Annotated in this window: 10 protein-coding genes and 1 pseudogene; all 11 read right to left on the reverse strand. The window is 46.8% G+C overall.

Going from position 1 to position 13242, the window contains the following annotated elements; genetic code table 11:
• Positions 1-2161: ImcF-related family protein (locus tag EAE90_RS22150; RefSeq protein WP_246551076.1), on the reverse strand; the 2161-nt coding region annotated here is incomplete at its 3' end.
• Positions 2158-3411, reverse strand: coding sequence for a hypothetical protein (locus EAE90_RS22155; protein ID WP_214055310.1), 1254 nt, complete (start codon positions 3409-3411; stop codon positions 2158-2160). The genes EAE90_RS22155 and EAE90_RS22150, both read right to left, overlap by 4 nt.
• A 3-nt stretch (positions 3412-3414) precedes the next feature.
• A complete protein-coding gene (locus EAE90_RS22160; protein ID WP_036779522.1) occupies positions 3415-3672 on the reverse strand; it encodes a PAAR domain-containing protein in 258 nt (85 codons plus the stop codon).
• Positions 3669-4433 carry a hypothetical protein gene (locus EAE90_RS22165; RefSeq protein WP_214055311.1) on the reverse strand — a complete coding sequence of 255 codons (765 nt, stop codon included), beginning with the start codon at positions 4431-4433 and terminating at the stop codon, positions 3669-3671. The genes EAE90_RS22160 and EAE90_RS22165 overlap by 4 nt, the downstream gene beginning before the upstream one ends.
• Positions 4434-4731: 298 nt before the next feature.
• Positions 4732-6366, reverse strand: coding sequence for a DUF6708 domain-containing protein (locus tag EAE90_RS22170; protein ID WP_214055312.1), 1635 nt, complete (start codon positions 6364-6366; stop codon positions 4732-4734).
• Positions 6367-6441: 75 nt separating this feature from the next.
• Positions 6442-7500, reverse strand: coding sequence for a DUF6708 domain-containing protein (locus EAE90_RS22175; protein ID WP_214055313.1), 1059 nt, complete (start codon positions 7498-7500; stop codon positions 6442-6444).
• 2 nt (positions 7501-7502) lie between these two features.
• Positions 7503-8573, reverse strand: a complete 1071-nt coding sequence (locus EAE90_RS22180) for a DUF6708 domain-containing protein (RefSeq protein WP_214055314.1) — start codon at positions 8571-8573, stop codon at positions 7503-7505.
• Between the two features lie 2 nt (positions 8574-8575).
• A complete protein-coding gene (locus tag EAE90_RS22185) occupies positions 8576-11131 on the reverse strand; it encodes a T6SS effector BTH_I2691 family protein (protein WP_214055315.1) in 2556 nt (851 codons plus the stop codon).
• Between the two features lie 129 nt (positions 11132-11260).
• Entirely contained in the window at positions 11261-12112 is an 852-nt protein-coding gene (locus EAE90_RS22190; RefSeq protein WP_214055316.1) for a DUF4123 domain-containing protein, read from the reverse strand.
• A gap of 7 nt (positions 12113-12119) precedes the next feature.
• Positions 12120-13058 (reverse strand): DUF2345 domain-containing protein, encoded by a 939-nt coding sequence (locus EAE90_RS22195; RefSeq protein ID WP_339921757.1) that lies wholly within the window; start codon positions 13056-13058, stop codon positions 12120-12122.
• Positions 13059-13094: 36 nt separating this feature from the next.
• Positions 13095-13208, reverse strand: a pseudogene (locus EAE90_RS24520) (phage baseplate assembly protein V); the annotation flags it as partial.
• Between the last annotated feature and the right edge of the window lie 34 nt (positions 13209-13242).

Genomic DNA, 13242 nt, shown 5'->3' on the forward strand with positions numbered 1-13242 from the left:
CCCCCTGATAAGCCAGCGTATCCATCAGAGCAATCAACGGGGACTGGCGCACATCCGCCATCAGGGTTAACTGGTCGATGGTGTCGGACAGGTTATGGGTTTTATGCCAGCGCAGGCTGTTGAGGAAGTTCAGCCACGCCCCGGCGAAGTCGGTAAAATAACGCTCTGTCAGCCGGGCTTTCAGCTCCGCCGGGGACACCGCCTTCAATACGGGTTGACGGCCATCACTGAGCACCCAGTCAATCTCCTCCTGCCGGGAATCTGCCACCTGCGCTATCGCTTTTTGTACCTGCCCTTCCCATGCCTGACGGGTAAACATCCCCGGCACTACCTGACGGGTGGTAAACAGGCGATTTGCATCAGTAGCGCCGGTCATCTGCGCCAGGGTTAAATCCCCGTAACTGTGGGCCACCTGTTGCAGCACTTTCTGGTACAGCATGGTTTCCGCATGACGCTGCCCCAACTGATTGAGCAGTATCTGACGCACTTCACTGACCAGTTCGTTATCCACGCTGATTTTCCACTCCGGGTGACGCGGTAAATTCTCCGCATAAAACGTCAGTAACGCCTCGCCGCTGTTCTGCCATAAGCCATCCGTCACCCCGGCCCGGCGCGGCCAGTCCGCCATCAACACCCGGCTCATCACCGCCGCCTCCGCTTTCTCCGGCCGCGCCATCATCAGGTACACTTTCAACTGGTCGTAGGCCAATTTGATACGCTGATGACGCTGTGCACTGCCCGCCGGCAGATTCACCAGTTCCGTCAGGCGCTGATGAAGCAGCCGGGCAGCGGCATCACGTATCAGTTCGGCATTGTTGCGCTGATACACCGGCCACATCGCTTTCAACAAGGCTTCATTTTGATTAAATCCGAAACGGCTGTACCAGGGCGCCCCCCGCTCTGACTGAGACTGCAACCGGTCAATCTCCCGTTGCAGCCCATGCTGACTGAGCAAACGGGCCGATAAATCTCCCTGACGGTCGCTGGCCGCGCTGATGCGTTCTCGGCTCACCGCTATCTGATGCCGGTTAACCCAAAACGAGGTTACACTGCCGATTCCCCACAACGCCGCCAGCGCTATCACGCCCCACTGCGCGCTTTTCTCCCACGGGAAACCCACCGCCTGCCCCCGGCTATCGCGCACCTGTTCCAGCACCCCGCCCCAACTGGCATCCACCAGCCAGCCATGCTCCACCATCCCTGACGGTACCGGCAGCGGTAAACTGAACGTCACGCCAGACAACTTTATCGGCGGCCGGTCCAGCAACGGCGTCAACTGCCGGACCAGACGTGTCACCCCCTCATCCCGCAAAGACTGCGCCAGTCGCAACAGAAAATCGTGACGGTTCTCCGCTATCGCCTGTTCCATGCCCCGGTTCGCCAGCGTGGGTATCAGGCTGTGCAGGCTCTCTGCTAACATCTCAGGCGTATACTCCCCGGACAGAAAACAGCCCACGGTCTGGGTTGGCCGGTCGCGCTGGTCCCAGTCGCTGTGACGCACATTCCACACATACACCGGCGCCTGCCAGCCTAGCTGTTGCCCCTGTTTCTCCAGCATGCGCAGCGCGGTCTCTATCTGCGTTCGCTGGCCGAGCTGGTCTTCGGTTATCGCCCACACCACGCCATCCAGCGGGCGACGGCGACGCAACCTACGCAACGCCTGTAACTGCGCTTTATCCGGCTGAACCTGCAAACTGCCGCCCCACAGCAACAGGTGGCGCTCGCCTTCTTGCCAGTGCTGGGCTGTCAACCCGGGGACAATCGCTTCCACTTGTTCCGGTTCACCTGTAACCATTAAGATGCGAACCTTAAACCGCCAGAAAGAACCATAACGACGGCGCAAATGGCGGGTCAGTTCTCCAAATGCCGGGTCAGATTCAGCAGATGCAGATATCGTTTTAGGCGCCTCATTTTGTCGCCGCCAGTAACGAAACGCAGTACGGGCATCATGGACAAACAAGCGCGTTATCAGAACTGAAATCAGTAAAAACAGCACACCGGCAATCAATGCATAGCACTGAAATGCCAGTTGTTTTTCTAATAACGGCTGCCCCTGTATGTTTAACCACGCTGGCTTAAACCATATCATCAGACTACAGACGGTTATCAGCACCAGCGGTAATCCAAAAATACCCCAGAATAACGTCATATATTTCTTCATACTGTCTCCAGTGTTTCTACCGGTTTAATCACCATAAACCAGGGAATAAGCCTATCGGGCGCAGGCGTGCTCATGACTAATTGCGCCTGCTTTTGGGTGGTTACAGCATCAACAGCAACGGCCGCCGCTAACCAAGGGGAAGCTATGCCGGTAAAACCGGTTTGCACGTCAATATCACACTGCCTTTCCGTCTGTTTCCCCACATTGGGCAGTTGATCAATTAATGGCGTAAATATCGCCTGAGATTGGTTATCGCAGCCCATGCCGGAGAACCACAATTGATAAATTGAGTCGGCCGGAATATCAGCCCATAGCAACGCCTGCGACAATGCATATTTCATGTCATCATCCCGGGTTGGTTCAGGCCGGTGTATTATGGCTTGTACCGCAGAGAGCGGTTCAAGTTGTGGTACGAACAGAGTAGATTGGCGAACGGGTGTTGAATTCAGCAATAACGCAACGTCAGCATCACCTTGACCGTCCACCACTTCTGTCGCAAACCGAATAGCGACTATCAGCAAAACGGCATTATGGCGGGAGGTATCCAGCCAGCTATCAATAATATCCAGCCCCGCTCCCGGCAATATTGATAACGGAGTACTGATGCCCGAAGCTTCCCAGACTGACTGCCAGACCGCTTCATACTCCGCCGCATCTAAACCCGCATCAATCTGTAACGACGAGAAAACCGTATAATTAACCGGTAACTGACGCAATGCGGTAGTCAGTGTCTCATCAGCTAACAGCGCCGCCATTTTTTCGTAAAGCCGCTCACGGTTCGGGCGTTCTGGCATATCGAAACGTATCTGACGCACAACCTGACCATGAGCCATATCCACCCATGAAGGTAATACAGCCTTTTGTGTCATTAATTGTGTCGCCAGTGAACCTGTCATTACTGTTTGCGGAAGCTCCACCACATGAGCCAACACATTTAAATGTCGCTGACCTCGCTGTGTCTCCTGATATAAACAGACCTCACGCTCATAATCCCAACTATCAGACCATATCTGGCAGATCTGGCAACACAAGCACCTGATGCCAAAAGCACCGGCCCAGGCCAGAAATGGGAAAACCAGAAAACAGCACCAGAACCAAGGGGTATGAATTGGCACACCGGCGGGCCAGTACACAACGGTGGCGCAACCACCCAATGATATAAATATCATCAGTGCAATCAGCCAGCGTTTTATTATCGGCCCCGGTTTACGCTCTGCCGGTATAGGAATAGCACTCATATCTACGGGCATACATTAACTCACTGTCGCGGTGTTTAAAGAGGTAATCAGCGTGCAACCGCAACCACAGCGATGACCATGAAAGGCCACCGGCAGGCCGTTATCTTTTAGCGTGGGATGACCTTCGATAATCGTGGTATTACCGTGTTTCGGGCAGGAAACCGGATCGGTTTTACGTGCAACGCCAAGACCGCCGAATTTCATTTTCTGCGAACCACTCAGCACCTGACCACCGTGAGTGGTTTTATCGTGAATGCGGATAATGCCTTTCATTCTATAGCCCTTTGTTGTGTTAATTTTTTTTCAATTTCTTCAATATCGGCATGATCATCAGTGGTTCTAATCAGGTCACGCTTAATATTCACCGTTTCTTTCAATGAATCAGTCTGGATAATAAAGCTAATTGTCTTTTCACCTTTTTTCTTCATCTCCACCTGTTCACAACCTACCTGATAGGTTTTACTGAATAAGGAAGGTGTAATTACCAGTTGATCGCCATAAATACCTAACACAGGCCGATTAGTCAGGCGAATACCGTTAAAGGCAGATACGATTGCAGCAACCACTAATAATATCGCCATTGAAGCGGTAATACTGAATTGCACAACAGCCGCCACACCTAATATGACCGCAACGATATAAAAACGTTCCTGACGAAAATGAAGGCAAGGGGAAAGTTGCTTTTTATTGACTGAATTAAATAACGGTAACTCAGCAAAGCGTAAGTTATTATAACTCATAAGAAAACCGATGATATACACACATCCCAACGGAAGCGTCATAAAACCAGAAAGCATAGCCAAAAAGAGCGCCAGCTTTTTATGAACAAAAAGGAATAATACACTGACCATCTGTATCGCAATAGCAATTGCTATCAGTTGAGCAATTGGATAAAGCTCCTTAAGAGTCTCTTGATCCTGATAATTTAAACCATTTTGAGTTGCCTGTTGTAACTGCAAATAATAAAAAAACCCTCCGATAGCTATCAAATCAATAATCAAACCTAACCAAAGGACCATACTCAGCTTTTTCATAAAAATTCCAATCAATCATCTTAATTAAACTTACGGTTTCTCTTGTATTACACAAGCTTTCTTTCAGGCGAGCGGAAACCATTAACGCATTGTTAATTTCAATTTTCCCTTTCTTGGGATAACTTAATGATTATTCCTTTCGCTTTTTACTGTCTTGCTTTCTTAACTTTTAACCTCACGCTATCGAACTACTTTTACCTGAGTTTTATTCAGTGATTGATGAATGAGTTCTGCTTTTAGACTCAAGCAGAAGTAAAAAACCGTAATATTCCAAAGTAACACTATATTCACCATTATATTACCTAAATTTCAACATAACAAAGATAAAAGCCAGTAGCAATAAGGCACCCAAAAACACAATACATCCACGTTTAAATCCAGATAATGACCCAGAGGTCACTATGCGTGATTCTGGAATGCGTGTTGGCTGGTCTTGTATACCTTCTGAATCTGAATTACGGAATAAATCTAACAATATCAATATATTTTTAGAAAGCAATTCAATATTATTATTCTCATCAACGAGAACAAATTTAAAATCACAATCCTGTGTATAAGCAAGAGTATACAGATAATCACTGTCGTATTCCTTGAAGACACTCCCCGGCTTATCAACTCCGGAAATTAAATCCGGACGCTCATTTTGTCGCTGACTCAAATAGACAAAGAGAGAAGGTAGATCGTCAGGCTGTTTTGGGTTAAGCATCATATAGCCAATTTTACCTTCCTTTACAGCCTCCTCCAGCCAAATATAATAATTTTCTAACTCTGATCTAAAATCAAAAAGTAGTCTCTCCTGTTTTTTTGCGGAAGTTGCCTTTACAAGCTTCTGCAATATTTTCAATAAATTACTGACATTCTGCTTACCTTCTCCTTCTGATGTTATCCCATATTTTTTTACAATTTTCTCTTGCAAACATGTACGTGCTGATGACTTACGATTATGCAACGCCTGACGTTCTTCCCGCGTCTGATTCGCCAACACATAACGCCATAAATGCACAGGATTATTCGCAGCGCTGACATTAATCGGGTCATCAGGATCAACCTGACAATCCTCTTCCACTTCCTGAGGCCATTGCGGCATTTTGCTGGTCTGCCCCGCAATATAACGGGCAATACTAGCAATTAGAGCAAATGGCAGCTTTATGATCCCAAAAATCCAGCCCAAACGGGAATTCATCCGCATCAGATACTGTAATCCAAAAATATAACTTTCTTTCTGTTTCTCAATAGGAGGGCATAAAGCGATAATATCCGCCTGCTCCTGTAAACACTCCTCCTCCATATAGCAACGGATAAATTCCCAATAACCCTGTATTATGTCTTTCCCCCAGCCGGAAAGCCCAAGACTAAATGTCTCTAACACCGTTTCCTGATCGTCCGCCAAAATATGACCATCGACACTCCATTCCCGCCTCTTATCTATTGCCTCAGTCAAGGTAAAAAACACCTCCTTCCAAGGAGCCGATAATACCGAGCCATTAAAACGGTAAACATAGATCATCTGTGTTTTGCGGTTAAAACGAATTGGGTAGTGTGTCGTGGCAAACCATTCTTTCCGGATAAATTTACTAATAAAATACAGAGTCGGAGATATAACAAGCAAAATAATCAGAAGGCTCACCAGAGCTTCATGATCTCCCTTTATATATTGGTAAATCATACAACCAATAGCAAATAAGCCTATTCCTAAGCAACAAAAAAAGAACGTGGCACTAAAAGCACTAACAAATCCCCTCTCTCGGTAATATTTATCTACCGTTTCCATATAAGTAGAATTCATACGGATCACTGTGTCGTGATCAGTAATATACTGACTATATTTACTTGTTATCTGAGTTGGTTTTCCTTGATGAAGTTGATTTTCCTTTTCTTCCCACATCAAAGGACGATTCAGTTCATAAGGGATATACAATCCTTTTACTTGCATAATTACACCTCCGCAGGGATTTTATTCGGACAAATAGCCGCGCTGTAAGCAATAATTTCGTTCATATGCTTGCCTTTATTTATCCGTAGATGAATGAGCCATTGCAATTTTCTCTTGCAAACGGGTATATGCCGATAATTGGCGGTCATATAATGCCTGACGTTCTTCCCGCGTCTGATTTGCCAAAACATAACGCCATAAATGCACGGGATTATTCGCTGCACTGACATTAATTGGGTCATCAGGATCAACCTGACAAGCCTCTTCCACTTCTTGGGGCCATTGCGGCATTTTACTGGTCTGCATAGCAATATAACGGGCAACACTGGTAATTAGATCAAATGGCAGCTTTACGATTCCAAAAATCCAGTTTAAACGAGAATTCATCCGCATCAGATACTGTAATCCAAAAATATAACTTTCTTTCTGTTTCTCAATGGGAGGACATAAAGAAATAATATCCGCCTGCTCCTGTAAGCACTCTTCCTCCATATAGCAACGAATAAATTCCCAATAACCCGGTAACATGTCTCGTAAACCAGAAATCCCAAGGCTAAATGTCTCTAATACCGTTTCTTGATCGTCTGCCAGAATATGGCCGTCGATACTCCATTCCAGCCACTTGCCACCTCCTATTGTCAGAGTAAAAAACACCTCTTTCCAGGGAACCGATAATACCGTGCCATTAAAACGGTAAACATGGATCATCTGAGTTTTGCGGTTAAAACGGATTGGGTAGTGTGTTGTAGCAAACCACTCTTTTAGAGTAAATTTGCCACTAAAATATACAAACAGAGATATAACAGGTAGACAAATTAGAAGGCTTAACAGAATTTCATGATCTCCTTTTATATATTGGTAAATTGTGTAACCAATAGAAAATAAGGCCATTCCTAAGCAACAAAAAAACAGTGTTGCAGTAAGCGAACTAACGAATCCCTTATCCTCATAGTATTTATCTACCGTTTCCATATAAGTGGAATTCATACGGATCACCGTATTGTAATCAACAATATACTGACCATATTTACTGTTTAGCTGAGTCGGTTTTCCCTGACAAAGTTGATCATCTTTTTCTTCCCAAGTTAAAGGACGATTCAATTTATAAGGGGTATACAAGCCATTTCCTTGCATAATTATGCCTCCGCCGAAGTTGAATGCGCCATTGCAATTTTCTCTTTCAAACGCTTATGTGCTGATGACAGACGATCATTTATCGCCTGATATTCTTCCAACGTCTGGTTCGCCAGAATATGACGCCATAAATGCGCGGGATTATTAGCAGCACTAACGTTAATTAGGTCATCAGGATCAACCTGACAGGCATCTTCCACTTCCTTAGGCCATTGCGGTATTTTGCTGGTCTGCATCGCAATATAACGGGCAATACTTGTAATTAGATCAAATGGAAAATTTATCAGTTCAACAAACCAGTCCAAACGAGAATTCATCCGCATTAGATACTGTAATCCAAAAATATAACCTTCTTTCTTCTGCTCAATAGGCGGACACAATAAGATAATATCTGCCTGTTCCTGTAAACACTCTTCCTCCATATAGCAACGGATAAATTCCCAATAGCCCGGCATCAACTCCCGAAATACTCCAGAAAATCCCAGACTAAATGTATCCAATACAGTTTCCTTATCGTCTGCCAGAATATGACCGTCAATACACCATTCTGTCATCTTGCCGCTGTACTTGGTCAGGGTAAAAAACACCTCTTTCCAAGGAACCGATAATACTGTTCCATTAAAACGGTAAACATGGATCATCTGAGTTTTGCGGTTAAATCGAATTGGATAATGTGTCGTAGCAAACCACTCTTTTAGGGTCAATTTGCCACTAAAATAGATCAATATCGCAAAACCTGCTGTCAACATAAATACCCCGAATAAAGAAGGGATTATCTTTTTATAAATAATATACTGATAAGCCATTCCACCATAAGCGTATAATATTAATCCAAAACAGCTCAAAAAAAGCGGCGCAAATAGTGAACTAATAAATCCTTTATTGCGGTAATATTTATCCACAGTCTCCATATAAGTCGAGTTCATACGTATCACCGTATCGTACTCAATCATATATTCGCCTGTTTTACCTGTTAACCGTGTTGGTTTTCCCTGACAAAGTTGATCGTCTTTCTCTTGCTGAGTCAAAGGACGATTCAGTTCATAGGCCATATAAAATCGATTTAATAGCATAATTATGCTCCCGCAGTCATTAATTTATTAAAAGCGTCCATTTCCATTCTGCTATCAGGCCAGATAGAGGGAATATCCTCTTCACCCGCTGGAATCTTGCGCCACAGACAGGCCGCCAGCCATTTTTGGATTTCATTCTTCTTTTTCATCGCCAGATAGATATTGGCACCAAGGTATAGTAATAAAGCAACAAATAGACCTAATGGACCTAAAACACCGGCAAGCCACAGTCCTGCACTCACCGCTGAAATTAAATAGGCAATTCCCAAATCTATATTGCCTTTAAACACGATTTCATCTACCGCATGGCAGCTATCCCAGACTATTCCAACAATCGCAGCCCGGGCGCCAAGGAATTTCACTATCTCAATCCCTCTCATTAACTTAAGCAGGCTTTCCCGTCCCAAGATAAGACGCACCATAGGCTTTAACCGCAGGACTTTAAAATTATTCAACAACCGTTCACAAGTTTCAGCGACAGCCCCCATTGCGGCGACCAGATCCGCCGCAAATCGGGTACACGCCTCAGTCTTGCCCTCTGGCCACCCCGCCGCGCGCAATGCGGAAATCTGCAACACCATAGAGAAGGTACAGCCGATAAAGGGCAGGGCTTTTGCCAACTGCTTGGCAGCATTCTTGACAGAACTGGCCTGTAACTGCGCCAGTTTTGTAAGTAACGTCCCCGGAAACAGTTCCGCCCGGATCTCATCGACAGAATGCAAGGTTTTCACCAAAGACTTAGCCCGTTCCGCCTCCGGTAAAGCCAAGGTCTTTTCCGCTTCACCTGCGTCTGCCAGCACAATAAAGTTGAACTCCTGATCCCCCTCCATCGGCAAGCCATCAATCTTCAAACGACGCATTTCAATGTCAACGTAGTGACGAAGCTGATCTGAGGAAGGACGCCGTTTCAGATCCCCCAGCTCACTGGTCACAGCGACCACCGCACTGATAAAATGTTTACGTTTTCCGACGAACTTAATGACTTTTAATTCCTTGCCATGCAGTTTAGCTAATACGACCAGTGCAGGAAGTGGCACTTTTTCCACTGCTTTATTCATCACTGCAAACAAAGTGCTGCTCAGTTCATTCAGGTATTTTTCTATTGTGAGCGAAACCGGTCCATCGAAGTGCTCAGCGATGTCTTTAAGCCCATCCGGTATTTTATCCCAGGCGAGAGAGCCGTAGTTTCCACCGGTCTTTAAGACTCCGTGAATTTGCTCTATTTTTTTATCGCTGTTCATCACCAGCGCACGTAACAGCAGATTATCTGGCGTGATGGTGGTGCTCATCATCTGTTCTTGAAAATAACGGGATGCTCCCAATTTATCCTGCATGCCTGCAACACAATCATGGACCGACTGGACAAACAGCGCACCGCTATAATCGTCCGTGCTATCAAAGTTATGGTCAAAATAGTCCAGCAGGAGCTGGCTTTTCAGCCAGTCCAGATACATTTCGGTCATCGGAGAGATAATGGTGTTGTCATAGCGCGTCAGATCGGTGGTAAACCGGTCCATAAACGCTTTTTCTTTATCACGATCAATGTACTTCTCATAATCCGCCCAATACTTTTGTACCAATGGCTTTAATGCCATATCATTTAAGTAATGCGTAGTATCCGCTCGCTTTTCAGAGCCAGGAATATAATATTCACCATCAAAGCTGCCATACCGAGCTTCATTCTCCTCAGTTTCATCTTTAGTTAGCTGATCCCGCTCAAACTGTCGGCACAACGCCTCTTTTAGCGTGCTTAGAGAAGCCGAAAGCGCAATCCCTCTGGTGTAATGTGGATTTTCATGAAACTGCGTCTTTAACCGATAATTCGCCAGAGCAGCAATATCCTGCACCACAGCAACCGGATCAGACAGAAACAGTATGACGCCTTTGTCTGGCAGTAATTCTCTGGCAGCCCACTCTACAGCATCTTGATCAAGTACAAATTTCCCATTCCAATGAGAGCTGGTGTAATCGGCAATACGCCGGTTGGTATCTATCTGCGTATGATATTCCGCTACGGTATCCCTCAGTGACGAGAACGGCAGTGCATTCTCCCCCTCTCCACTGTTTAGCCATTTTTCCATATCAAAACGCTGCATATATCGCGCACGGTATGCCGGATCTTCATGCTTCTTACGTACCGCATCCGTCCACGCCACCGCCGACCAGGCCAGCCAAAAGGCTTTGTTTGTCACACCCTTCGGCAACACCGGTAATGTCACCAGCGAAGCACGCGCCAAATCAAATAGATCACCAATGCAAGGTTTCATTTCACCATTGGCTAGACGCGGCGGAACTTCGCCATCGGCGGGCAGAAGATAGTAGTATCCCTCATCAGTCACGTAATAATTGATCCAGCCATTGACCAGCTCATCCCAGATATACAAAAAGCCTGCACGCAACACACGGGTGGTATAACCGGTTTCGCCTTTTCTCTCTACCGGCATCTGTATGCTCGCCGGCAAATCCGGCACACCATCACCCTGCGCCTTGATGGCAGGACGAACAAGTAAAACAGGCAGTCCCTCGCGGGTACAAAAATTACAGCCAGGGTTATTCACAATAAAATCTCCTGTATTGCACACAATTTATTTCAGGTTTTCCGGGTTAAGACGGCCCAGCAACGCTCCGTTCGCGTCGCTAGCGATAATCGATGTTTCTTTAAGGTTCATCATTCATAATTCCATCGGCTAAAGTTGCAGGTAGCGGACTTTACTGGTCATTTCTTGCCACTGTTCATCCGTCCAGCTACGGGTGATACGCTGGTAATACCCCGTAACATGTTGGCACCGGCCCAACAGCTTTTTCATTCTCGGCGCTTGATGAAACTCGTCATTTAGGGTGACGCCATGTAACGCAAAAGCCGTCAGATCCTGTTTATCGGTCAATGACCACTGCGTCATGGCGATATCAAATAGCGCATCAATACGACGGCTAAGCGTCTGCCGCTGCGCAAGATCAGACGTCACCGGCAACTGAGCCAATACCTGATTAATCAGGCCAATACGCTGAATTTGAGCAAATGACGCCGACGTTTCCCCCTGCTGGTAACGGACTTTCTCCGGGAAGGCCAGCGTATGCCAGTTACCCTCCAGCCAGAATGTCCAGTGAGTAATGTCATCCGAGGCAATCCGGCGTGAAAATGCCCAAGGCCCCATCATCCAGTGCAAATGAAACAGGACGCGGGGATCGTAATAACGCAGGATATGCCCCTGCTGTTTCTCCTTGAGATACAAGGCATTAACCAGCACGTTTTTTATTGCCGCCAGAGATAAATCACTTTTAAGCAATAAGGTGAGAAACGGCGGCGAGTCAGGATCTGTTTTCAGACGCGCTTCATTGAGAAGACGGAACCAAACATCAGACGGCAACTCATGCAACGGCAACAGCCAGGGATACAAATGCGCCTGAGGAGCAAGCAGCGGTGAAACAACTTCAATCACCGGCAATGCTTCCGGCAACTGTTGTACAACCACGCGATCAATCAGCGCATATTGATGCTCGGCAAATGCCAGCGGTTCAGTCAGATAATGAGTCATCATCAATTCCTTAGCCTAATGGCACCGTCGCGTCGCCCCGATCGGTCGCTTCGGCAACCATCACGTCACAGGCAGTAAAATGGGGATAAGGCACGTCCAGCTTTGCCGGTTCGATATAATCGAAATTCGCGCTTTTGACGTTAAAATCTCCCGGGGAACCGTGTTCAATCTTGCCGGGTTCCAGCGTCAGATAGGAGCCACCGCACTGCAAAGTGATTTTCTTTTTAGCTGAGATTAGGATTTCGTCATCACTGCTAGTGATCGTTACGCCTTTCTTGGCAACGATTTCAATAGCATCAGTTTGAGCTTGCACCTGAATCTTCCCGGCCGCCGCAACCAGTTTCATTCCCAGCTCATGCACAAACACCACCATTGATTTTTTTGCCGCCAGTACCATACGTTTCAACGATGAGATTTCAGTGTTGCCACCGGCAGTCATCATCAGGTTTTTACTGGCGCTGTGCTGAATATGCTGCGGTGTTGACAGCGCAATGCCGCCTAACGCCCCCGCGACAATCACCGGTTCCCGTAATTGCTCGACATTCCGTTGTAGAAAATGCTGTTGGGTATTACTATCCAGCGGATCAATCTGTGCCGTTTGCAACAGATCAGAGAGCGATTCTGCCAATGACAAAGCATCAGCAAGCTGGCGTTTGATCTCATCCATGTCCAGTTGTTTGCCACAGGCTTTAGGCTGTGCATGCGTACTCAACAACAGCCCCTTCCCGGCCCGGATGGCTCCCCAGTCGTCGGTGCGCAACTCAAACCCTTCGCCGCGCTTGTTGGGATGCGGTCGCTTTCCATCCACCAGATGGCCCAGATTGAGCTGGCTTTTTCCACCATATTCGGTGCTCAGTTTGATGTGCTCTTTGCCGCGCTCATCATCCATGCGTAGTTTGTTGTTGCCCGGGGTGCGCAGCACATTGCGTTTGTAGTTGTAGAGAGTCACATGATCTTCATGCCGGGAATCATGCAACGCATGGGCGATGTAGGGCCGATCCGGATCCCCCTGCTCAAACGCGATCGCCACTTCGGTTCCCTGGATCAACGGCCAGTGAAAACCGTGAGTTTTACCGGCATACGGCCGGGCTAAGCGCACCCACAGACTTTCACCGCCCAACGGCCATTCATCC

This window comes from Photorhabdus caribbeanensis (assembly GCF_018448885.1).
GTDB classification, from domain to species: domain Bacteria; phylum Pseudomonadota; class Gammaproteobacteria; order Enterobacterales; family Enterobacteriaceae; genus Photorhabdus; species Photorhabdus caribbeanensis.